The sequence below is a fragment of the Paraburkholderia panacisoli genome (genome assembly GCF_008369935.1).
GTDB classification, from domain to species: Bacteria; Pseudomonadota; Gammaproteobacteria; order Burkholderiales; family Burkholderiaceae; genus Paraburkholderia; species Paraburkholderia panacisoli.
Map to the genome: position 1 here is coordinate 1 of NZ_VTUZ01000001.1, position 23,337 is coordinate 23,337.

A 23,337-nucleotide genomic window follows, 5' to 3' on the forward strand; every position below is an offset into this window, starting at 1 on the left:
TCCCTCGGTCTTCCATCACTGCGTCCCTAGCCGATCAACCGATCCGAACCGCCGTGTACGGACCCGTACGCACGGTGGTGTGGGAGGGGTCGGGCCGCGAGGCCTGCCCCTATCCCGATCCCGAGCATGCGTGCGGGTCATCGCCGGTTCATATCCACGATCGATCATCGCCGATTATCTTTTTCATTGCGCCGGCCATGACCTGGTCGATGGTTTTTCCATGCGTCCGGCCGATCGCGCTCGCCAGGTTGTTTCGCTTCGCCGCGCGTATCGATTCGCGCTCCGGGCGCTGGCGACGCCGCTAGCTCGCGCGGCGCCACATCGCCGTGAGTCGCCGGCGTTCTACTGCTTGCAGCGAACCACCATCGACCGGTTTTTCACGTTCGCGCCGAAAATCCCGCCGACCGTGCCCCCCGAGGTTGCGCCGTTGTCGACGTCCTTCGACACGACGTCGTAGCCGTAATTGCCGCAGACTTCACCCGCGCGCTTGTAGCACTCGGCCCAGCTGGAGCTCGCGTCGCTGCCGCTGCAGTTGATCGCGAAGCCCGTATCGCCGCTCGGCAGGTAGGTCATCGTGGTGGTGCTGGAGCAGCCGCCCAGGCTGCCGAGCGTCAGCAGGCCGAGACCGATCGCCGCAGCTGTCGCGACGGACGCAAATACGCTCTTCATTGAAGATTCCTTACAGAAAACAGAGGGAGACAGGGCGCGAAGCCAAGTCTTCGGAATTGAGCGCTTTATAACATGCCGGGTTCTCGCGCTCGGGTTGCAGGGCGCGTGCCCGGCGGCGCGGGTTGGGCGCGCCTCAGGTGCGTGGAGGCGGGCAGAGGCGCTGTGAAAGCCGCGGCACGAACGCTGGATACACGCGGCGTGAAGCAGGCGCCCGGCGCGCGCCTAGCGCGGCGGCAACGCTTGCGACGGGTCGATCGAGCGGCCCTGGTAACGCAGTTCGAAATGCAGCATCACGCGGTCGGTATCCGTGTCGCCCATCTCGGCGATTTTTTCGCCGCGATTGACCGACTCGCCTTCCTTCACCAGCAGCGCGCGGTTGTGCGCGTAGGCGGTCAGGTACTCGCCATTGTGCTTGAGGATCAACAGATTGCCGTAACCGCGCAAGCCGTTGCCCGCATACACCACCGTGCCGGGCGCCGCGGCGACCACCGGCGTGCCCGCCGCCGCCGAGATATCGATGCCCTTCGAATTGCCGCCGTCGAAGCGCCGGAACACGGTGCCGTCGGCCGGCCACACCAGCGAAATCGCCGGCGCCGGCGCGGCCGGCGTCGCGCTCTCCGCGGGCGCTGCGCGCGGCGTGGCCGAAGCGCTTGCGCTCCCGCTGCTACGCACCGCGCCGCTCGCCGATGCCGCGCCGCCCGGCGGCGCAACGCGCAGCACCTGGCCGACCTCGATGCTGTCCGGATTGGGCAGGTTGTTCCAGCGCACGATGCTTTGCACCGACTGCCGGTTGCCGCGCGCGATCTTCGACAGCGTATCGCCCCGTTCAACCCGATAGAAGCCTGGCGCCACCGGCGCGGACCCGCACGCGGCGAGCACCGCCAGCAACGACGCGCAGGCGAGTCGTTTGATCATAGTTGTTGTTTTCAGCATTGGACCTCGCAAAGCGCTGCCGCGCGCCGATCCCGTCACGCGGCAGGTAGAGACAAAGCGTTCGATTCTAACGGTTTTGCACTGCAGCATCCCAAAACGCGGACCAAGCGGATTCGGGCAGTGTTCGTTGTGGGTGGCGGAAGCGGCGGCAGCGCGCGCAAACCATCAGCCGCGAATTGCAGCGCAACCGCCGCGCGCTCAGCTTGAACGCCGCGCTATCAGCGCGTCTGTTCGACCGTGATGCGCAGTGCCGCCGTCTCGGTTTGTCCCGGTTCGAGCCAGCGCAACCCCATGCCGTTGTGAATCGCATCCGGCAGGCCGAGCCAGGGCTCGACGCAGTAGAAGTCCGACTCCGCCGCTTCGGTCCACGTCGTCACGGCGTACCAGGGCACCGAGCCCGGCCGTTGCAGATCGATCGTGACGACCCGGTCAAGGCCCGGCGCGACGAGCCGCACCGGTTGGTCCGGGGTGCCGACGAGGCAATGGAAGCGGTCGTGAATGCGCGCCTCGTCAAGCGTGTAGCGTGGTTCGCCCGGCTCGGCGGCACTGATCGAGCCGTCGTCCTGCTGATAGCGCCGTTCGGTGCGCGGCAGCTCGACCGAAGTCTCGCCGCGCTGCGCATGCGGCAGCGTGAAGTAGAAATGATGTCCAGCGTAGTAAGGCAAGCGCTCCTTGCCGGTATTGGTGGTCGTGAACGTGACGTCGAGCGTGCGCGCATCGGCGAGGCTGTAGGCGGCTTCGAAACGGAAGCCGAACGGATAGCCGCCGCGCGTCGCTTCGCTGTCGGTCAGGATCATGCGCAAGCCGGCGCCGTGCACGTCGGCGTGGGCGTCGAACGGCAGGTCGCGGGCGAAGCCGTGCATCGGCAGCTCGCGTACCGTGCCGTGGGCGTCGCGCCAGAAGCCGATCTTGCCGTCGACGCGATGCCGGCCCAGAAACGGGAAGAGCAGCGGGTTGCCGCCGCGAATCCGCGCCGGGTGGCTCCAGTCGGCGTGTTCAGGCCAATGGATCACCTCTTCGCCGTCGATCGTCCATGACAGCAGACGGCCGCCGGCTTGCGGCGCGAAGCGGAGCACGGAGGTGTCCTGAGCGATCTCGAGAATGTCCGGTTGCGGAGAGTGGGGCATGGTCGATGAGCTGATGAGTGAGGGTTGAAGGTGGCCCGAAGGCCGAGTGCGCGTGAGTTGCCGTCATCGCAAGCGCATCGCAAATGCCGTGCGGCGCCACGCAAGAACAGGGATTTTGCGCTGCTTTGCGCTACGGGGAAACCCTTCTCGGGAAATTGCGGGTGTCCAAAAAATACGATCTTTACCGATAATCCGCTGACTGCCCGGTAACTCGACTGCCGGGCGAGGTCGGCTAAGGAGGCGTTATGGATCTGGCAATGACAATGGGTGTGGCTTTGTTCGGCATGTTCGCGGCAAGCACGTTCTACTTCTTCCACAAGCTCGAACGCTGATTCCCGCAGCCGCTGTCGCATTGCCGGTCCGCGATCGCGGGCCTGACGCGACACTCGGCGAGGCCGGTCTTTTCAAACCCCCGCATCTGCGATCGCCACGCGGCCACCGTTCCCGGCACGCCGTTTCTTTTGCCGCGGCGTAACAACGGTTTCCAGTTGTGACGCGACGCATCAATATTTCCTCGAATGTGGCTCAAACGCTTGGCGCTGACATTGCAGCCAGGCATAATCGGTGCGCCTTTGACGCGCCGCTTTTTCCTTTGGCGGCGCGCAGGTCCCCGACATTTTCCTTACAAGGACCGCCGCGTGAACCTGTCGTTTCTGATCTTCCTGAGCGTGCTGCAGGGCGTCACCGAACTCTTTCCGGTGAGCAGCCTCGGCCATACGCTGCTTGTGCCCGCGCTGTTCGGCATGCATATCGACGAACATGCGCCGCAGTTGCTGCCGTTCCTCGTCGCGCTGCATCTGGGCACCGCGTTCGCGCTGCTCTGGTATTTCCGTGCACGGTGGTGCGCGCTGGTGCGCGGCTTTTTCGCGTCGTTCGGCGGCCGTCGCAACGACGACGCGCACATGATGTGGGCGCTTATCATCGGCACGATTCCGGCAGGGCTCGTCGGGCTGCTGCTCGAAAAGCGCCTCGAGCAGATTTTTCACGACCTGCGTATCGTCGCGATCGCGTTGATCGTCAATGGCGTGCTGCTGTGGTTCGGCGATCGCCTGCAGCGTGCGCGTGCGCACCAGGCGCCGGAGAAGTTGACGTTTCGCCAGGCGTTTTTCGTCGGCCTTGCGCAGATCGGTGCGCTGATTCCCGGCTTCTCGCGCAGCGGCCTGACCATGATCGCCGGCAATGCGGCCGGCCTGACGACGGAGAAGGCCGCCGAGTTTTCGTTTCTGCTCGGCACGCCGATCATCTTCGCGGCCGGTCTGCTCGAAGTGCCGAAGCTGTTCCATGCGCCGGGCCAACTCGCGGACGCGCTGCTGGGCGGCGTGCTGACCGCGATCGCCGCATATCTCAGCGTGCGTTTCCTGATGCGCTATTTCGAAGGACGCGGCCGTCTGGCTTCGTTCGGTTTGTACTGCGCGATTGCCGGGGTCCTGTTCCTCGGCTGGTTTGCGTTGCATTCGCAACCGGTCTGAGTGCGTTCGACGCGTCCGCTGCCGCAAGTCATGTGCTGGCGAGCGGGGGGCGATCAGTTATAATCCGGGCCCGGCTCAGGTTGCCGAGCCCGTTTGTTTTGTGATCGAGCGACGCCGGTGCTGATTTTTGCGGACCGCAGCGAATCGCAGTGGAGGGCTGGAATTTCCGGTCCACGGTCCGGTCAGTTAGAATTTCGGTAGGCACGAACCCTGTGGTTTGCGCGAGCAGGGGTTCCAATACCCGGTACGCGGGTTCTCATTGCGGGCGATGCAGGTTATACGCTGGTGTTGCATCGCCTCACTTCATTACGGCAGTAGCTCAGCTGGATAGAGCATCGGCCTTCTAAGCCGAGGGTGGGGGGTTCGAGTCCCTCCTGCCGTACTTCACTTCACATGCGTTCCAGCGCGCTCGCCGCGGATCGCGGCGCAGCGCGGTGCGTTTGCTGCGCTCGTGATGTGAACCGTCTGCGCGAACGCGCGCAGTACGATCAGCCTCATCTCCCGATCCAACTTCCTAGGCCGGCGCCCGCGCTTCGCCAATTGCCCGCACGTCGATCGAATCGACCCGGTTCGGATAAAACGCCAGATGCTGCGCGATCTCCTTCACCGACGCATACGGCGACTCGTAGGTCCACACCGCGTTCACCGCCCGTTCGCCGCCGATCGGCACGCTGTAATAAGCGCAGTCGCCCTTGTACGGACAGTAGGTTACGTGATCGGTGCGCACCAGCAGTGTCATCTCGACATCGTCGCGCGGCACGTAATACACCGGCGGATACGACGCTTCGCGCAACACCAGTGCCTTATTCGAATCGGCTATCACGCGGCCGGCGACGGTCACCACCACGTGGGCTCTGGCCGGCTCGACCGTGATGGGATGATCGGGACCGGGGACCTTGATGGTTTTGTCTGTCATCTGTCGAACTCCTGAATGAGTGGGCCGTCCTGCCACAGGTTGTGGCGGATCGCATGGCGGCATCGACGGGAATGATCGCGCCTTGGGTCGAAGCATACGCCGGTGGTGAAAACGCGTGCCGCCGCCGCGTGAATCGGCGACGGGGAGCGCGTGCGCCCCGGTTCGCGCGATGCAAATAAAAACGGGCAGCCGAAGCTGCCCGTCGAGGTCTCGCCATGTTGAGGATGCCGCGGACCGGTCCGCGGCATGCCGAACGCGCGTGGCCGGCCCATTATGACCGCCAGCTCAAACGGCCGCGCCCCGATACCACGCGCCCGGCCGCCACGCCCCTCACTGCTTGATGTTCAACGCCGCCGTCAAATCCCCCAGCGGCTTGCTGCCATTGCTGGCCAGTGCCGCGTCGCGCGCCGCGAGACCCGGCAGGGTCGGCAGCGAGTAACGGCGCGTGATGAAGCGCAGGATCGACGTCGTGTCGTACTGCGTGTGATCGACGTAACCTTTCTTCGCATACGGCGAGATGATCAACGCCGGAATGCGCGTACCCGGACCCCAGCGGTCGGCCTTCGGCGGCGCTACGTGATCCCAGAAGCCGCCGTTTTCGTCGTAAGTCACGACGACCAGCATGTTGTTCCACTGCGGGCTCTTCTGCAGATGCGAGATGACGTCCGCGATGTGCTGGTCGCCCGACGCGACATCGGTGTAGCCCGCGTGCTCGTTCAGGTTGCCCTGCGGCTTGTAGAACGACACTTGCGGCAATGTGCCGGCGTCGATCGCCTTGATGAACTCGGAGCCGCCGAGACCGCCGTCGAGCAGGTGCTGCGCGCGGTTCGCGGTGCCCGGTGCGAGGTCGGCAAAGTAGTTGAGCGGCTGGTGATGCGGCTGGAAGTTCGGCGCCGTCAGGTTCGCGCCGTAGATCACGTTCGACGTGCCGTTCTGCGCCGCCGACGCTGCCGCGCCCCATGCGCCGCCGTACCACGCCCACGACACCTTCGCATCGTTCAGCAGGTCGCCGATGTGCTTCTGCGTCTGCGGCGGCAAGGTGGTGGCCTGGGACGGATCGGCGAGATTCGCGTCGCCGCCCGTCGCCGCCTTGTTGCCGCTCGGCTGATACGGCGGCTGCATCGTGTTGATCGCGTAGAAGTCAGGCGTCAGGTTGCCCGACAGCACGTACTTGGGCGGCCCGCTCTGAGCGGATGCCGGCGAGTTCGACGCGAGCTTCAGCGTGACGCCGTCGCTTTGCACCGCCGAGATCGAGCCGGCCGCCGGGCTCTTGTCCGCGTTCGGATAAACCGGCGTGCATGCGCACACGAGCCACTGGTGGTTCAGGAACGAGCCGCCGAACGCGCCCATGAAGAAATTGTCGGCAAGCGTGTATTGCTGCGCGATCTTCCACAGCGGCAGCTTGTCGGCGTTGAGCGTGTAGTGACCCATCACGAGGCCGCCCGAATCCGCCCATGCGGCGAACTTGTCGTTCTTGCCGCCGTTGATCTGCATCTGGTTCTCGTAAAACCGGTGATACAGATCGCGCGTCGTCGCGGTGATCGGCGTGTTGAAACCCTTCGGATCGTCGATCGCGAACGGGCTGTTCGGCAGATTGGCCGTCATCGCCTGCGTGACGGCCGGCGTTACGCCGGTTTGCGTCAGGCCGTTCCACACCAGCGGCAGCGTCGCGAGCGGCGTGCCGTCGCGATCCAGCTGCGTGGCGCTCGTCGCGCTGACGTTCTGCAGCCCGTTCGCGCCGGGGAAGTTGCCGTACAGATTGTCGAAGCTGCGGTTTTCCGCGTAAATCACCACGACGTTTTTGATCGAGCTGATGTCCGGCTGCGTGATTTCGCTGCCGCCGCACGCATAAAGGCTCAGCGCTGCCGCGATCGCGATCGGCGTCGCGCAGATCAGTTTCTTGTTCATTTGAATGGGTTCTCTCTCTCGCATTGGGGACGGGCCATACGCATTGCTTACGCGAACGACCGCCGGCGAAAGTTTGGCAATGCAATTTGACAGAAAGATGTAATTAATTACGAAAAGCCTGTTTTGAAGTTCCATTCGTCGGCTAGGTGTCATCTAAGCGACATCGGAATGAAATACGCTCCCGGGCTTCAGAATCGCAAACTCACATCGTTCATATGCGGATTGGTCTGGCGGGGATTCGGCAATTCAGGGTGCGGCGGGGCAACCGGGCGGAGAGCGCCGGCTCGCGGCAAGCGGCAGCCGTTGCGCTGGCGGCGGTGACGGTGGCGATGGCGCTTGCCGGCTGTGATGCGGGCGTGGCTGGCGCAGGTAACAGCGCAAGTGCGAATGCAGGTCCGGGCGCGACTTCCGCGTTAAGCGCCAACGGTGCCGCCGCTGCCGCGTCCGTTACGACGGCGTCCGCGGTGCAGGTCGTGGCGCATGGCGGCGGTCAGTCGCGCGCGCAAGTCTACGAATCGGTGCGGCAGATGACGGCGCTCGGCAAGCAGCTCTTTTTCGACGCGTCGCTATCGGGCTCGGGCAAGCTGGCTTGCGCGTCGTGCCACAGTCCGGATCACGGCTTCGCGCCGGCCAACGCGCTGTCGGTGCAGCCTGGCGGCAGCGACATGCACCGCACCGGCCTGCGCGCCGCGCCGACGTTGAAGTACCTGCAATCGGTGCCGGCGTTCGCCGAGCACTATCACGAGTCCGACGACGAAGGCGACGAAAGCGTCGATGCCGGTCCGACCGGCGGCCTGACCTGGGACGGCCGGGTCGACCGTGGCGGCGACCAGGCGCGCATCCCGCTGTTGTCGTCGTTCGAGATGGGCAGCACGCCGGCCAGGATCACTGCGGCGGTCAAGGCCGCGCCTTACGCCGGCGCTTTTCGCGCGGCGTTCGGCGAGCATATCTTCGACAACGACGACGCCACCTTCAAAGCGGTGCTGCAAGCGCTCGAAACGTTCGAGCAGGCGCCCGAGGTGTTCTACCCGTACACCAGCAAGTACGACGCGTATCTTGCGGGCAACGCGCAACTGACGCCGGCCGAACTGCACGGCTTGCAACTTTTCAACGACGAACAGAAAGGCAATTGTGCGAGCTGCCACATCAGCCAGCGCACCAAAGACGGCGCGCCGCCGCAATTCAGCGATTTCGGCCTGATCGCGATCGGCGTGCCGCGCAACCGCGCGCTGCCGGCCAATCGCGACCCGCACTTCTACGACCTTGGCGCCTGCGGGCCGGAACGCACCGACCTGAAGGCGCGCGACGAGTTTTGCGGGATTTTCCGCACGCCGACGCTGCGCAACGTCGCGTTGAAGAAGAGCTTTTTCCACAACGGTATCTACCATTCGCTCGATCAGGTGCTGCGTTTTTACGCCGAACGCGACACCAACCCGGAGAAGTTCTATCCGGTGTCGAAGGGCAAGGTGCGGAAGTTCGACGATCTGCCGCAGCGGTACTGGGCCAATCTGAACACGGAGGCGCCGTTCGATCGCAAACCGGGCGACAAACCGGCGCTCGACGAAGCCGAAATCAAGGACGTGGTGGCGTTTCTGAATACGCTCACCGATGGGTATCAGGTGTCCGGTGCGAAGCCCGGCGCGGTGGCTGGGATGGCGGTTCCGCGCGTGGCCGCGAATTGAAAGCAAGCGCGGCTCGCAATCGCGACGACAAGCCCCGCACGGGTCGCGGCGCAGCGCATCGCGTCGCGCGTGCTCAGTCGTGCATATCGCCGAGAATGGTGTAGCAGGCGGCGAGCAGCACCGCGAAGGACACCAGCAGGCAGGCAATGCCGACGCGCGTCAGCAGATTGGGCCAACGCGCGACCGGTAGCGCGTCCATTTCTGCGATGCGCGCCGTCTGGCCGGGATCGCGGCCGATCGCGACAGGCACGAGTGCCACGCAGATCAGCGCGAGGGTCACGACAAAGATTTTCAGGGCGGAGAAGGTGCTCATGGCGAGCTGTCTGAGGCCTGACGGCTGCGGGGACGAAAAATAAATCTTAAAAATACGTTCCATAGGACGATATGAGACACATCCTAAAATTGACGGCAACCGCGCTGCGCGGTCCCTTCGAAGGCGGCATGCTATGCTTTTGAGGTCCAGATCAAGCGTTGCCGCGCGTGGCCCGAGATCGTCCAGAACACTTTCGAGGAGAATCCTTCATGTCGATGCGAACCCGTGTACTGCTTCACCTGGCCGGCGCCGGCCTGCTGCTGGGCGGTGCGATCGGCGCGCAAGCGGCGAATCTCGATTTTTTGCACGACACCCCGATGGCGTACATGAAGCAGCGCGACATCGACTCGGTCAAGAAGGCGGTGTTCAGCGCGCTCAACGAGCAGAAGGACGGCACTAGCGTCACCTGGGTCAACGAAGGCACCGGCAACAGCGTGAAGATCGACGCGACCATTACCGTCGCCAGCACCGCCAACGACGGTGGGCGCACCTGCCGCGACCTCGGCGTGATGCTGAATGCGAAAGGGCAGTCGATGAACCTACACCCGCAGTTTTGCAAGCAAGGCAGCGGCACCTGGCAATTGCAGAAAAAGTAATGAGCATGCAGGCCGTGATGGCAACGCGCGCAGGCCGGTCAGCGGCGCGGCTCGCCACCGTGTATTGCCGCGGCACACTGCGACGATGAGCCCGCGGGTCATTTCGTGCGGCATCGTTCTGCTTGACCCGGACGGTCGCGTGCTGCTCGCGCACGCCACCGAGACGTCGCATTGGGACATTCCGAAAGGGCACGGCGAGGAGGGCGAAGCGCCGCACGTCACGGCGCTGCGCGAGATGGTCGAGGAGACCGGCATCGCGATCGAGCCTGACCGCCTGAAGGACCTTGGCCTGTACGTCTACCGGCGCGACAAGGATCTGCATCTGTTCGCCGCGCGTGCCGCCGCCGCCGAACTCGACCTGAGTTCATGCACCTGCACGTCGTTGTTTCCGCGACGCTCGGACGGCACGCTGATTCCCGAAATGGACGCGTACCGCTGGGCCGCGATTGACGAAATCCCCAAGTATGCGAGCCGCAGTCTGACGCGGCTTTTTCAGACCACGCTGTCGCTGGCGGAGCTGCATCGGACACTGTAGCGTCGGCGGGTGGGCGGGGGCGGCGGAGGGCCGCTTATGAGCGGGCAGAGGCACGCATGAACGGGCAGCAGACGAAACGCGTAGATCCGCCGGCGCGCGGGCCGCGCGCCTCAGGCGTAACCCTCACGCTCAGTCGAGCGCGTGGTCGTTCGGATGCGCGAACAGCGCGCGGTTCTGTTCCGACAGCGGAAAATTAAGATTGATGCCGTGTGGCGGAATGGGTTGCGTGAACCACTGCTTGTACAGGCGTTCCGCCTCGCCGGAAGTCTGCCCGCGTGCGATCACCCCGTTCACCAGATTGCGGAACGGCTCGTCGCCCTTGCGGAACATGCACGCGTAGGCTTCGGAGCCGAGCGGTGTGCCCGTCACCACGAAGTCGTCGGGACGCGGGTCGGTCGCACGGAAGCCGTACACGATCGGCTCGTCCATCACGAAGGCCACCGCCCGATCTTCCTTGAGCGCGGTGAATGCTTCCTGATGATCGCGCGCACTGGTGATGCGCATGTTCAGATGCTTGTCGGTGTTCAGACGGCGCAACAAGCGTTCGTCGGACGTGCCTGCGGTCGTCACGACCGGCTTGCCGGCCAGGTCGGCGAAATCCGTAATGCCGCTATTCTTGCGCGTGATCATGCGCACCGTGTACTGGAAGAAGCTATTCGAGAAGGCGGCCACGTTTTCGCGCTCCACCGTGTGCGTGGTCGAGCCGCACTCCAGATCGATCTGGTTGTTCTGCAGCATCGGCGTGCGGTTCGACGAGGTCACGGTGATTTCGTGCACCTTCAGTTGCGGCATGCCAAGCGTCTTGCGGATTTCATCGACGATTTGCAGCGCGATGGTCTGCGAGTAGCCGATCGTGTGTTTGCCGTCGAAGTACGAGAAGGGGATCGACGCCTCACGCACGCCGAGCACGACCACACCGTCGTCGTGAATCTTCTTCAGTGTGCCGGTGAGTTCGTCCGCGCGGGCCGGGCAGGCAAGCGACGCCGCGCCGAACGTGGCCAGCGCCACCAGTGCGCAACGCGCGCGATGCGCGAAGCGTGCCGCGTGAGCGGTGCACGCGGCGGGAACGGCACGCATGCGAGTTGCGCGGCGTGAGCCTTGAGCCGTGCCTGTCGTCATCGCCCTGTTACTCGCCATGCTGCGGGCTGCAACTTTCATCGGGTCTCCCTGACTGGCGCGTCCAACAGGCCGCGCCGTCACTGTCGATGGAACATCATGCAACGAAACGGCGTGCACCTCGTGAGCGAGATGCACGCCGTATTCAACTTCCCAACTTCAGATGCGTTACTGACGGTAGCCGCTCCAGCTTACGCCGGCTTGCCCCAGCTGTCGCGCAAGCTGACGATGCGATTGAACACGGGTTTGCCCGGCTGCGAATCGACACGGTCGGCGACGAAATAGCCGTGGCGCTCGAACTGGTAGCGCTGTTCCGGCAGCGCGTCGCGCGCGCCCGGTTCCAGGTACGCGTTGACTACGCGTTTCGAATCCGGATTCAGCGCTTCGAGGAAGTCGCGGCCGCCGGCGTCCGGCTGCGGCTCCTTGAACAGCCGGTCGTAGATGCGTACTTCAGCCGGGCAGGCGGCGGCCGCGCTGACCCAGTGAATGTTGCCCTTGACCTTGTAGGTGTTCGCGCCTTCGGTGCCCGATTTGCTGTCCGGGAAGTAGTTGCAGTGGACCGCGACGACGTTGCCGTTCTCGTCCTTGTCCGCGCCCGTGCATTCGATCACGTAGCCGTAGCGCAGCCGCACCTTGTTGCCGGGGAACAGGCGGAAGTAGCCCTTCGGCGGCGCTTCGTTGTAGTCATCGCGCTCGATCCACAGTTCGCGCGAAATCGGAAACTCGCGCAGACCCTGTTCCGGATGATGCGGATGGACCGGCGCGCTGCACGGCTCGGTGGCGCCTTCGGGGAAGTTGTCGATGATCAGCTTCAGCGGATCGAGCACGGCGGCCGTGCGCGGCGCCTTGTCGTCGAGATCGTCGCGCAGCGCACCTTCGAACACGCTCATGTCGATCCACGAGTCGACCTTGGTGACGCCGATGCGTTCGCAGAACAGCTGGATCGCCTCGGGCGTGAAGCCGCGCCGGCGCACGCCGACGATGGTCGGCAGGCGCGGGTCGTCCCAGCCGTCTACGTGGCCTTCGTTCACCAGTTGCAGCAGCTTGCGCTTGCTGGTGATCGCGTAGGTCAGGTTCAGACGCGAGAACTCGATTTGTTGCGGCAGCGGGCGCGTGAAGACGCCCGCTTCGGCCAGCTCGTTCAAAATCCAGTCGTACAGCGGCCGATGGTCTTCGAACTCCAACGTGCACAGCGAATGCGTGATGTTTTCGAGCGCGTCCGAGATGCAGTGCGTGTAGTCGTACATCGGATACACGCACCATTTGTCGCCGGTGCGGTAGTGGTGCGCGAAGCGGATCCGGTAGATCACCGGGTCGCGCATGTTGAAGTTCGGCGACGACATGTCGATCTTCGCGCGCAATACGTGCTCGCCTTCCTTGAACTCGCCGGCCTTCATGCGGCGGAACAGGTCGAGGTTCTCGTGCACCGAGCGCTCGCGGAAGCGCGACGGCGTGCCGACTTCCGTGGCCGAGCCGCGGTTCGCGCGCATTTCTTCGGCCGACTGGCTGTCCACGTAGGCCTTGCCGCGCTCGATCAGCAGTTCGGCAAACTCGTACAGCTTGTCGTAGTAGTCGCTCGCGTAATAGAGCTCTTCCTTGCCGTCTTTTTCCCATTCGAAGCCGAGCCAGCGCACCGAGTCGATGATGGAATCGACGTATTCGACGCTTTCCTTTTCCGGATTGGTGTCGTCAAAGCGCAGATGGCACACGCCGCCGTAGCTGCGCGCGACGCCGAAGTTCAGGCAGATGCTTTTGGCGTGACCGATGTGCAGATAGCCGTTCGGCTCGGGCGGAAAGCGCGTTTCGACCCGCTGGCCCCACTTGCCGGTGCGGTTGTCGTCGTCAATGATGTTGCGGATGAAATTGGATGCCGCTGGCGCGTCGTTGCGTTCGGTATTCATGCGAGAAGGTGAGAGTCTGTCGGGGACGCGTGGTGCGCCCACTTATCCGACAATTCTACCTGAGCAGTCCGCTGGCGGCAGGCGAATGCGGCGCACAGCCAACGTTTGAGCGCTTTTGATGCGGATGCGGGGCCGCGCGGGCGCTGTAACAGGAGGTAAAACGTTTTGTTCGCGCAGCCGCCGGCGACTTAGGATGCCAGCGGCGCGGGTTCGTCAGCGGGGTGTGGCGCAGGTGCCGCGGATGGCCAGCGCATGGTGCTTTCCTATGCCGCACGGCGTTCGTGCGGCGCGAGAGGGTTCATGCTGGCGAGGGCAGACCGCCTCTTCAGGCCGCGCCCGGTCCGCATTCAAGCGTCCATTCACGCCGCGTTCGACGGTCATGCCGCTTTGACCCACCTTTGGTCCGCTTCGGACCGCATGCTGGCCGCACACGGTTGGCATGAACGCGGAGGTGGCCCGCAGAGCGCAAAACGTGGCGAGCGGGTTGCCGTTTCGCGGCGTGTGTGCCCGCCACTCGATATTTCCGGGGCCGTGCAGCCTGCGCGTCGACGCGCAGCGCGCGCACTCGTCGCAGCCGTCCACTCAGGCCGCACCGCCCACTGCACCTTGCACGAACGAGCGCCGTTCGTGCACCATGGCGCCCTTAGTTGCCGGAGTTTCTCGGATGTCTGTCCCGACGCACGGCGCGCCTCGCGCGCTTTTCGCTTCTTTGTCCTCGTCCCGGATCGCGCGCGCCGCGGTTCTATGCGCCGCGTTCGGCGTGTTAGCCGGCGGCGCCGTCGCGCCCGCCCCCGCGCTGGCGAAAACCGCGCCGCCCAAGCCCGCGCTCGACGCATCGGCGGTGGCCGTGCCGGATCGCTATAGCGCCGACACCGCACAGCAGATCTTCGCTGCCGGCGGCAACGCGGTGGATGCCGCCGTCGCGATCGCCTTCACGTTGGCCGTGACGCGTCCTGACGCGGGGAATATCGGCGGGGGTGGGTTCATGACGCTGTTCATGGACGGCAAGCCGTACTTTCTCGACTACCGCGAGCGCGCGCCGCAACAGGCGACCCGCGACACGTACCTCGACGACAAGGGCAACCTGGTGCCGGGCATGAGCGTCGTCGGCCACCGCGCGGTGGGTGTGCCGGGGACCGTCGAGGGCATGTGGGAAGCGCAGCAGCGTTTCGGCAAACTGAAGTGGAAGCAGGTGCTCGCGCCCGCCATCCGCTATGCGACCGACGGCTTCGAGGTCGATCCGTCGCTGCAGCAGCGTCGCGACGCGGCGGCGAAGAATTTCGCCGGCAAGACCAATTTCGATGCGTACTTCTCGGGTCTGAAGGCGGGCGCGACGTTCCGTCAGCCCGAACTCGCGCAGACCTTGTCGCGGATCGCCGGCGATGGCGGCCGCGAGTTCTACGAAGGTCGCACGGCGGACCAGATCGCCCGGCAGATGTACGGCCATGGCCTCGTCACGAAGCAGGACCTGATTCAATACAAGGCGGTGTGGCGCCAGCCGCTCTCCGCCGACTGGAACGGCTACCGCGTGATCACCGCGCCGCCGCCGAGTTCGGGTGGGATCGGGCTGATCCAGATGCTGAAGATGAAAGCCGATCTGAAACCGGCATTCGACGGCATCGAGTTGAATTCGGCGCCGTATATTCACCTGATCGCGCAGATCGAGGACCGCGTATTTGCTGACCGGCAGCGCTATCTCGGCGATCCGGATGCGGAAAAGGTGCCGGCGGCCAAACTGATCGACGACGCCTACCTCGCGCAGCGCGCCGGCGAAGTCAAACCCGACGAAGTGCCGGGCGCGACGCCGGTCAAGGCGGGCCTCGGCGACGCGCTGCCGGAGAAGGCGCAAACCACGCATTTCTCGGTCGTCGACAAATGGGGCAATGCGGTGTCGAACACGTACACGCTCAACGGCGATTTCGGCGCGGGTGTGGTGGTGGACGGCGGCGGCTTCCTGCTGAACGACGCGATGGACGACTTCGTCACCAAGCCGGGCAGCGAGAGCGCGGGCGGCGTGAGTGGCGCGGAGGCCAATACGGTGGCACCGGGGCGTCGCCCGCTTTCGTCGATGACGCCCACGCTTCTGCTGAAGGACAACAAGGTGGCGCTGGTGATCGGCACGCCGGGCGGCTCGCGCATCCTGACGTCGATTTTCCAGGTGATGACCAACCTGTACGACTTCAACATGGCGCCCACTGACGCGCTTGCCGCGATGCGTTTCCATCATCAACTGCTGCCGCAGAAGACGATCTATTTCGAGCCGTTCCATCCAGTCACGGGCGAGCTTGCCGAGCAGTTGAAGGCGATGGGCTACACGCTGGAAGAGCAGTCGTTCAACGGCGATGTGCAGCTGATCCGCGTGGAGGGTACAGCGCCTGAGCCGGCGGCGGACCCGCGCGGGGTGGGCGTGGGGCGGGTGATCCGGTGAGGCTGGGCGTTCGGCTGCGGTGAGCGGATGCGATAAGCGAACCGCAGCAGGCGAACGGGCATCAGGCGGAGCGCGACCAGCACGCAATCGCACGCAACCAGCACGCAACCAGCAGGCAACAAAAAAACCGACCACAAGCGGGAAAGCGGGATGAGCGAACAAAAACTGAACACACTCGTGCTGCCGGGTTATCAGAACTCCGGCGCCGGTCACTGGCAAACGCGCTGGGAAGAACGCGATCCCACATTCGCGCGAGTGCAAATGCCCGACTGGGATCATCCCGCTCGCGACGCGTGGTGCCGTGCGCTCGACGCCGCGGTGGCCGCCGCCGATGCGCCGGTGATGTTCGCAGCCCACAGTCTCGGCTGCCTGACGACGGCTTTCTGGGCGTCGCAGTACGCGAGCGCGGCGCAGCTTGCGAAAGTGGCGGGCGCCTTGCTGGTCGCGGTGCCCGATCCGGCCGGGCCGCATTTTCCACAGGACGCCAGCGGGTTCGCGCCGGTGCCGCTCACCCGTTTGCCGTTCCCGACCATGGTCGTGGCGAGCAGCGACGATCCCTACGGGGGCGTGCCGTTTTCACGGACCTGCGCGAACGGATGGGGCAGCCGCTGGGTGGACATCGGCGAGCGCGGCCACATCAACGCGGACAGCGGCCTTGGCGATTGGGACGAAGGGCGGCGCTGGCTGGCTTCGCTCGCCGCGCAGGGCTGAACTTGCGGCGATGCGAGGACCGGCCCCGCATCGCCAGCACAACCTGGTACGTCAAATCACCGACTTCGCCCGCAACGCCGCAACCGCCGCATCGTCATAACCGAGCACGTCGCGCAAGATGCTCTCGGTGTGCTCGCCGAGCATAGGCGGATGAGCCAGCGCCTCGGGCGGCGTCCCGCTCATATTGATCGGATTGCGCACCAGCTTGACCGTGCCGCCCGACGGATGCGGCAGATCGACCTGCATCCCGCGCGCCACCACCTGCTCGTTCTCGAACACTTCGGCGAGATCGTTGATCGGCCCGCACGGCACGCCTGCCGCTTCGAGTGCGCCAATCCATTGCTGCTTGTCTTGCAGACGGACCATGTCGGCGAGGATCGGCACGAGGATGTCGCGATGGCGCACGCGCGCCGGATTGGTCGCGAAACGCTCGTCGTCAGCGAGTTCGGGCCGGCCGCCCGCTTCGACGAACTTGCGGAACTGCCCGTCGTTGCCGACCGCGACGATGATCCAGCCGTCGCTCGTCTGGAAGGTCTGATACGGCACGATGTTCGGATGCGCATTGCCCCAACGCACCGGCGGCTGGCCGCTCGCCAGATAGTTCGAATTCATGTTGGCGAGCATCGCCACCTGCACGTCGAGCAGCGCCATGTCGATGTATTGACCTTCGCCCGTGCGGTCGCGGTGGGTGAGCGCGGTGAGCACGGCGATGGTCGAATACATGCCGGTCATCAGGTCGGCGATGGCGACGCCGGCCTTTTGCGGACCGCCGCCGGGCTGGCCGTCGCGCTCGCCGGTAATGCTCATGAAGCCGCCGATTCCCTGCACGATGAAGTCGTAGCCGGCGCGCTGCGCATACGGCCCGGTCTGCCCGAAGCCCGTCACCGAGCAATAGATCAGATCGGGCTTCACTTCCTTGAGCGACGCGTAGTCGAGCCCATACTTCTTCAACTGGCCGACCTTGTAGTTCTCCAGCACCACGTCGCTCTGCGCAGCCAGTTCGCGGATGATCCGCTGGCCTTCGGGCGATGCGATGTCGACCGTGACCGAGCGCTTGTTGCGGTTCGCCGCGAGGTAGTACGCGGCCTCGTGCGTGTCGGTGCCCTGCGGCGTCTTGAGATACGGAGGGCCCCAGTGGCGGGTGTCGTCGCCGACCTCGGGGCGTTCGATCTTGATGACGTCGGCGCCGAAATCGGCGAGCGTTTGCGCGCACCAGGGGCCGGCGAGCACGCGGGTGAGATCCAGCACGCGGATATGACTGAGAGCGCCCATATTGATCAAATGTCTCCTAGGTAGCCAGGCAGCGCGCAAGGCGCCGCGGATCGGGGCAATCTTAAGCGATTCGCGCAGGTCTGCGCACTCAGCCGGACGGCATAGGACAGTTCGGCGCGTCCCGAGATGGCGCGTGGTCCAGGCCACGCGCGGCCAAACCCGGTCAAACCTGGCCGAACGGCCAACGTACCGGGCGCGCCGTCGCGCAGCCGCGCCGATCCCGTATAATCAGTCGTTTAAGAAACAAACAGTTGGCGCATCCCACGATGCCGCCGGTAACAGCCAGGACCGTCCCCCGCACGCTATGAAAGCCGCCGAAATCCGCGAGAAATTCCTCAAGTTCTTCGAATCGAAGGGCCATACGATCGTTCGCTCGTCGAGCCTTGTGCCCGGCAACGACCCGACCCTGCTCTTCACCAATTCTGGAATGGTGCAGTTCAAAGATGTGTTCCTCGGCGCGGAATCGCGTCCGTATTCGCGTGCCACGACCGCGCAGCGCAGCGTGCGCGCGGGCGGCAAGCACAACGATCTGGAAAACGTCGGCTACACCGCGCGTCACCACACGTTCTTCGAAATGCTGGGCAATTTCTCGTTCGGCGACTACTTCAAGCGCGACGCGATCCACTACGCGTGGGAATTGCTGACCGGCGTGTACCAGCTGCCGAAAGACAAGCTGTGGGTCACCGTCTATCAGGAAGACGACGAGGCGCACGACATCTGGGCGAAGGAAGTGGGCGTGCCGGTCGAGCGCATCATCCGCATCGGCGACAACAAGGGCGCGCGCTACGCATCGGACAACTTCTGGCAAATGGCCGACACCGGTCCGTGCGGCCCGTGCTCGGAAATCTTCTACGACCACGGCCCGGACGTGTGGGGCGGCCCGCCGGGATCGCCTGAGGAAGACGGCGACCGTTACATCGAGATCTGGAATCTCGTGTTCATGCAGTTCAACCGCGACGCGCAAGGCAACATGACGCCGCTGCCCAAGCAGTGCGTGGACACCGGCATGGGGCTGGAGCGTATCGCGGCGGTGCTGCAGCACGTGCACAGCAACTATGAGATCGACCTGTTCCAGGCGCTTATCACGGCTGCGGGGCGCGAAACCGGCGTGAGCGATCTGACGAACAACTCGCTGAAGGTGATCGCCGATCACATCCGCGCATGCTCGTTCCTGATCGTCGACGGCGTGATTCCGGGCAACGAAGGCCGCGGCTACGTGCTGCGCCGGATCGTGCGCCGCGCGATCCGCCACGGCTACAAGCTGGGCAAGAAGGGCTCGTTCTTCCACCGCATGGTGGCGGACCTCGTCGCGCAGATGGGCGGCGCATACCCCGAACTGAAAGAAGCCGAACAACGCGTCACCGACGTGCTGCGTCAGGAAGAAGAGCGCTTTTTCGAAACCATCGAGCACGGCATGTCGATTCTCGAGAGCGCGCTGGCCGACCTCGAAGCGAAGGGCCGCAAGACGCTCGACGGCGAACTCGCATTCAAGCTGCACGACACCTACGGTTTCCCGCTGGACCTGACCGCGGACGTGTGCCGCGAGCGCGAAGTGACGGTCGACGAATCCGCTTTCGACGAAGCGATGGCGCGTCAGCGCGAGCAGGCGCGCGCGGCGGGCAAGTTCAAGATGGCGCAAGGCCTCGAATACTCGGGCGCGAAGACCACGTTCCACGGATACGAAGAAATCGTCTTCGACGACGCGAAGGTGGTTGCGCTGTATGTGGACGGCGCGTCGGTGCGGGAAGTGGCGCACGGCCAGCAGGCGGTCGTGGTGCTGGATCACACGCCGTTCTACGCGGAGTCGGGCGGCCAGGTGGGTGACCAGGGCGTGCTGGCCAACGCTAGCGTGCGCTTCGCGGTCACCGACACGCTGAAAGTACAGGCCGACGTGGTCGGCCATCACGGCACGCTCGAGCAGGGCACGCTGAAGGTGGGCGACGTCGTCAAGGCGGAAATCGACGCGGTGCGCCGCGCCCGCACGGCCCGCAACCACTCGGCCACGCACCTGATGCACAAGGCGCTGCGCGAGGTGCTCGGCTCGCACGTGCAGCAGAAGGGCTCGCTCGTCGACCCGGACAAGACCCGTTTCGACTTCGCGCACAACGCGCCGATGACGGACGAGCAGATCCGCCGTGTCGAAGAGATCGTCAACGCCGAAGTGCTGGCGAACGCGCCGGGCATCGTGCGCGTGATGCCGTTCGACGAAGCGGTGAAGGGCGGCGCAATGGCGCTGTTCGGCGAAAAGTACGGCGACGAAGTGCGCGTGCTCGACCTGGGTTTCTCGCGTGAATTGTGCGGCGGTACGCACGTGCATCGCAGCGGCGACATCGGCTTCTTCAAGATCGTGATGGAAGGCGGCGTGGCGGCGGGCATCCGTCGTGTTGAAGCGATCACGGGCGACAACGCCGTGCGCTTCGTGCAGGACCTCGACGCACGCATCAATGCGGCTGCGGCGGTGTTGAAGGCGCAGCCCTCGGAACTGACGCAGCGGATCAGCCAGGTGCAGGATCAGGTGAAGTCGCTGGAGAAAGAACTGAGCGCGCTGAAGTCGAAGCTGGCTTCGAGCCAGGGCGACGAGCTGGCCGGTCAGGCGATCGAAGTGGGCGGCGTGCACGTGCTGGCGGCCACGCTGGACGGCGCGGACGTCAAGACGCTGCGCGAGACGGTCGACAAGCTGAAGGACAAGCTGAAGAGCGCGGCGATCGTGCTGGCTTCGGTCGAAGGCGGCAAGGTGAGCCTGATCGCCGGCGTGACGGCTGACGCCAGCAAGAAGGTCAAGGCTGGCGATCTGGTCAACTTCGTCGCGCAGCAGATCGGCGGCAAGGGCGGCGGCCGTCCGGACATGGCGCAGGCTGGCGGCACCGAGCCGGCGAACCTGCCCGCCGCGCTGGCTGGCGTCAAGGCTTGGGTCGAAGGCCAGCTTTGATTCGGGTTTGATGGGGCCACGCGGGGCGCCGGTCGTTTCGGCGAGTCGCGTGGCCCAGGTTTTTTGTTGCGAAGTCGCGCTGCCGGATTGTGTCGTGGCGCGGATCACTGTTTGATATGCGGTCGGGCCTGTGGTTGATTCGCGATTTGCTTTGCGGTTCGGCTTCGGCGGCGGATATCCGCCGCCGCAGGCAACGATCAGGCGATGCCCGCATTCGCGGCCGCCGCGTCCTCCGTTCCCCCCGTTGCGCCTGCCATCGCGGCCGTATCCCCTTCGTCAGCCGTCACGAGCGTGCGCCGCAGCGCATTGAGCGCGGACGAAAAATGCCCGCGTCGCCACACGAGCAGCGTCTCGATCATGCCGATATCAGGCAGTTCATGAACCGCGATATTGCTGGCATCGGTTTGCAGATCCAGCACTGAGCGCGGCGCCACTGCCACCCCTGCACCGGCCGCCACGCACGCGACGATCGCGTGATAGGAGCCAAGCTCCAGCACGCGCGCCGGCCTCACGCCGTGTTCCAGATACCACTTCTCGATATAAGCCCGGTACGCGCAGCCACGCTCGAACGCGATCAGCGTCGATAGCGCGACATCGCGCACTTCGCGTATCGGCCGATGCCCGCGCGGCGTGAGCATCACCAGCTCTTCCTTGAATACCGGCACCGTCTCGAACAGGTCGCTGAGCGCGGCCGGGTCGAGCGGCGTCGCCACCAAAGCGGCATCCACTTCGAATTCCCGCACCCGCTCGATCAGCTTGCCGGTCGTGCCGGTCTCAAGTTCTAGCGCAACGGCGGGCCACTGCTGGTGATATTGCGCGAGCAATCCGGGCAGGCGTGTCGCCGCGACGCTCTCCATCGTGCCCAGGCGCAGGCGCCCGCTCGGACGATCCTCGCGCACGGCGTGACGGGCTTCGTCGGCGAGTGCGAGCAGGCGCTCCGCGTAAGGCAGCAGCGTTTCGCCCGCGGGCGTCAGCACGAGGCGGCGGCCGTCGCGGATGAACAGGTCGGTGCCGAGCTGCTCTTCCAGTTGCTTGATGCGTGTCGTGACGTTCGACTGCACACGATTGAGCTTGGCAGCGGCGCGCGTCACGCCGTTTTCCCGCACGACCGCGCGAAAAATGGTCAAGGCGGCCAGATCCATGATTCTCTCCGGGCGATGGCTGATATCCGAATTATTCATTTTTCGTGATCAAAAGGTCAAGCTAATATCCATTGAACGAACCCGGCCTGACCGTCATTGGCCATCACCTGGCGCCGAATCATGAACGACCTCGCTTCGCACGCATACGACCGCTTCGCCGAACCTCACGCCGCGCGCCGCGCGGCGCTCGCCTGCATGGTGACGCTGGCCGTCACCCTCGGGATCGGGCGTTTCGCCTTCACGCCGCTGTTGCCGCTGATGCTTCATGGCAGCGCCTTCGGTCAGCCACAACTCGACATCCAGCACGGCGGCTGGCTGGCGTCGTTCAACTACGCAGGGTATTTCGCCGGCGCGGTCAGTTGCGCCGCGCTGCGGGTCGAGCCGGCGCGCATGGTGCGCGTGGGGCTCGTCGCGACGGTTCTGCTGACGCTGGCGATGGGCGTCACGAGTCACTTCTGGGTGTGGGCGGTGGTGCGCTTCGTCGCCGGCGCGGTCAGCGCGTGGACTTTCGTATTCGCGTCCCAGTGGGGCTTGCGACGCCTCGCCGAACTCGGGGCGCACGGCTGGAGCGGAGTGATTTACACCGGGCCGGGCGCGGGGATCGTAGGGACGGGGGTGCTGGTGAGCGTTGCGGGCGGCTTTGGCGCGACCGCGGGATGGATCGGCTTCGGCCTGATCGGTGCGGTTTTGTCGGTGGTGGTTTGGCCGGAGTTTCGGGAGGCGGCGGGTGTCGGCGGGGAAGGGGCGCGTCGTCGTGGACGCGGGCCGGTTGCTGAGGTGAATGCGGGCCGGAATGGGACGAGCCGGTCTTCTAACGGCCGCGCTGCCGTCAGCGAACGCAGCGCAAACCGACCCGCCGCCAGCGAACCGGCCGTCGGCCAATCTCCCGCGAGCCAGCGCGCGGCCATCCAACTCGCCAGTGAACGCGCAACCGGCCACACCCCGCACCGCGCCGACGCCATCTGGCTGATCCTGCTCTACGGCATCCCCGGCTTCGGCTACATCATCACGGCGACCTTTCTGCCCGTCATCGCGCGTCATGCGTTGCCGGGCTCTTTCTGGCCCGATCTGTTCTGGCCGATGTTCGGCGCGGCGCTGATCGTCGGCGCGCTGCTGGGCGCGCGCCTGCCGGGGCATTGGGATAACCGCGCGCTGCTCGCCGGCTGCTATGTGCTGCAGGCCATTGGTATCGCGCTCGGCATCGTCTGGCCGACGGCAGGCGGTTTCTCGCTTGGCAGCATGCTGATCGGCCTGCCGTTCACCGCGATCACGCTGTTCGCGATGCGCGAGGCGCGGCGCCTGCGCGGGGACGACGCGGCCGGCCTGATGGGGTACGCCACGGCGGCCTACGGCGTCGGCCAGATCGTCGGTCCGCTGGTTGCCGCGCCGATTGCGGAGCACACGGGGTCGTTCTCGCCGGCGCTGTGGCTGGCGGCGGGTGCGTTGATGGTGGGTGCGGCGGGGCTGATCGCGGTCGCTCATCGGCCGCAGCCGCAGCGCCGTGACCGTATGCCGGATTGCGGCTGCAACTAACGGCCGCGAAAGCGCTCGCGCGACGGCGCCGTGCGAATAAGGTGCTGTCGAGCCGGCCATCGCGGCCAAACCCAAACTCCAATCCAAACCCCGCGCTCCGCAACTCCCCACACCCGCAACAAATAACGCACAAGCGCACTAAAATGACCGCTTTCCG

At 65.2% G+C, this 23,337-nt stretch carries 18 protein-coding genes and 1 tRNA gene; 9 read left to right on the top strand and 10 right to left on the bottom strand.

Annotated elements, in window-relative coordinates; genetic code table 11:
* Positions 1–342: 342 nt before the first annotated feature.
* From FVF58_RS00010 to FVF58_RS00020, 3 genes are all read right to left on the bottom strand, one after another.
* Complete coding sequence (locus tag FVF58_RS00010) at positions 343–669, bottom strand: hypothetical protein (protein ID WP_149667917.1); 327 nt, start codon at positions 667–669, stop codon at positions 343–345.
* A 222-nt stretch (positions 670–891) separates the two neighbouring features.
* The gene (locus tag FVF58_RS00015; protein WP_149667918.1) at positions 892–1,602 is read right to left on the bottom strand and encodes a peptidoglycan DD-metalloendopeptidase family protein; all 711 of its coding nucleotides are present in this window, start codon (positions 1,600–1,602) and stop codon (positions 892–894) included.
* A 218-nt stretch (positions 1,603–1,820) separates the two neighbouring features.
* Complete coding sequence (locus FVF58_RS00020) at positions 1,821–2,729, bottom strand: aldose epimerase family protein (RefSeq protein ID WP_149667919.1); 909 nt, start codon at positions 2,727–2,729, stop codon at positions 1,821–1,823.
* 638 nt (positions 2,730–3,367) lie between these two features.
* On the opposite strand from FVF58_RS00020, the gene FVF58_RS00025 reads away from it, so the two are divergent.
* Together FVF58_RS00025 and FVF58_RS00030 are read left to right on the top strand one after the other, a co-directional pair.
* Entirely contained in the window at positions 3,368–4,198 is an 831-nt protein-coding gene (locus FVF58_RS00025; RefSeq protein ID WP_149667920.1) for an undecaprenyl-diphosphate phosphatase, read from the top strand.
* Between the two features lie 308 nt (positions 4,199–4,506).
* Positions 4,507–4,580 (top strand) — tRNA-Arg (locus tag FVF58_RS00030).
* Positions 4,581–4,712: 132 nt separating this feature from the next.
* Here the strand turns inward: FVF58_RS00030 and FVF58_RS00035 are convergent.
* Both FVF58_RS00035 and FVF58_RS00040 read right to left on the bottom strand, forming a co-directional pair.
* Positions 4,713–5,114 carry a DUF427 domain-containing protein gene (locus FVF58_RS00035; protein ID WP_149667921.1) on the bottom strand — a complete coding sequence of 134 codons (402 nt, stop codon included), beginning with the start codon at positions 5,112–5,114 and terminating at the stop codon, positions 4,713–4,715.
* Between the two features lie 330 nt (positions 5,115–5,444).
* Positions 5,445–7,022 (bottom strand): acid phosphatase, encoded by a 1,578-nt coding sequence (locus tag FVF58_RS00040; RefSeq protein WP_149667922.1) that lies wholly within the window; start codon positions 7,020–7,022, stop codon positions 5,445–5,447.
* Positions 7,023–7,237: 215 nt separating this feature from the next.
* On the opposite strand from FVF58_RS00040, the gene FVF58_RS00045 reads away from it, so the two are divergent.
* The gene (locus FVF58_RS00045; protein WP_149667923.1) at positions 7,238–8,704 is read left to right on the top strand and encodes a cytochrome-c peroxidase; all 1,467 of its coding nucleotides are present in this window, start codon (positions 7,238–7,240) and stop codon (positions 8,702–8,704) included.
* 73 nt (positions 8,705–8,777) lie between these two features.
* On the opposite strand, the gene FVF58_RS00050 is transcribed toward FVF58_RS00045, so the two are convergent.
* A complete protein-coding gene (locus FVF58_RS00050) occupies positions 8,778–9,017 on the bottom strand; it encodes a hypothetical protein (RefSeq protein ID WP_149667924.1) in 240 nt (79 codons plus the stop codon).
* A 209-nt stretch (positions 9,018–9,226) separates the two neighbouring features.
* On the opposite strand from FVF58_RS00050, the gene FVF58_RS00055 reads away from it, so the two are divergent.
* Positions 9,227–9,613 (top strand): RT0821/Lpp0805 family surface protein, encoded by a 387-nt coding sequence (locus FVF58_RS00055; RefSeq protein WP_149667925.1) that lies wholly within the window; start codon positions 9,227–9,229, stop codon positions 9,611–9,613.
* 85 nt (positions 9,614–9,698) lie between these two features.
* Positions 9,699–10,148, top strand: a complete 450-nt coding sequence (locus tag FVF58_RS00060) for an NUDIX hydrolase (RefSeq protein WP_149667926.1) — start codon at positions 9,699–9,701, stop codon at positions 10,146–10,148.
* A 129-nt stretch (positions 10,149–10,277) separates the two neighbouring features.
* Here FVF58_RS00060 and FVF58_RS00065 read toward each other — a convergent pair whose 3' ends face one another.
* Complete coding sequence (locus FVF58_RS00065; protein WP_246216883.1) at positions 10,278–11,306, bottom strand: transporter substrate-binding domain-containing protein; 1,029 nt, start codon at positions 11,304–11,306, stop codon at positions 10,278–10,280.
* 149 nt (positions 11,307–11,455) lie between these two features.
* Positions 11,456–13,165 carry a glutamine--tRNA ligase/YqeY domain fusion protein gene (locus FVF58_RS00070; RefSeq protein ID WP_149667927.1) on the bottom strand — a complete coding sequence of 570 codons (1,710 nt, stop codon included), beginning with the start codon at positions 13,163–13,165 and terminating at the stop codon, positions 11,456–11,458.
* Between the two features lie 664 nt (positions 13,166–13,829).
* Between FVF58_RS00070 and ggt the strand changes: the two genes are divergently transcribed.
* Positions 13,830–15,593, top strand: coding sequence for a gamma-glutamyltransferase (gene ggt, locus FVF58_RS00075; RefSeq protein WP_149667928.1), 1,764 nt, complete (start codon positions 13,830–13,832; stop codon positions 15,591–15,593).
* A gap of 150 nt (positions 15,594–15,743) precedes the next feature.
* Entirely contained in the window at positions 15,744–16,304 is a 561-nt protein-coding gene (locus tag FVF58_RS00080; protein WP_149667929.1) for an RBBP9/YdeN family alpha/beta hydrolase, read from the top strand.
* 51 nt (positions 16,305–16,355) lie between these two features.
* Here the strand turns inward: FVF58_RS00080 and FVF58_RS00085 are convergent, their stop codons facing one another.
* Positions 16,356–17,576: a CaiB/BaiF CoA transferase family protein gene (locus tag FVF58_RS00085; protein WP_149667930.1), complete on the bottom strand. Its 1,221-nt coding sequence runs from the start codon at positions 17,574–17,576 to the stop codon at positions 16,356–16,358.
* Positions 17,577–17,880: 304 nt separating this feature from the next.
* Here FVF58_RS00085 and alaS point away from each other — a divergent pair, with 304 nt between their 5' ends.
* On the top strand, positions 17,881–20,505 hold the full coding sequence (alaS, locus tag FVF58_RS00090) for an alanine--tRNA ligase (protein WP_149667931.1): 2,625 nt from the start codon (positions 17,881–17,883) through the stop codon (positions 20,503–20,505).
* 197 nt (positions 20,506–20,702) lie between these two features.
* Here alaS and FVF58_RS00095 read toward each other — a convergent pair whose 3' ends face one another.
* Positions 20,703–21,647 (bottom strand): LysR family transcriptional regulator, encoded by a 945-nt coding sequence (locus FVF58_RS00095; RefSeq protein WP_149667932.1) that lies wholly within the window; start codon positions 21,645–21,647, stop codon positions 20,703–20,705.
* Positions 21,648–21,767: 120 nt separating this feature from the next.
* Here FVF58_RS00095 and FVF58_RS00100 point away from each other — a divergent pair, with 120 nt between their 5' ends.
* A complete protein-coding gene (locus FVF58_RS00100; RefSeq protein ID WP_149667933.1) occupies positions 21,768–23,180 on the top strand; it encodes a YbfB/YjiJ family MFS transporter in 1,413 nt (470 codons plus the stop codon).
* The last annotated feature ends 157 nt before the right edge of the window (positions 23,181–23,337 follow it).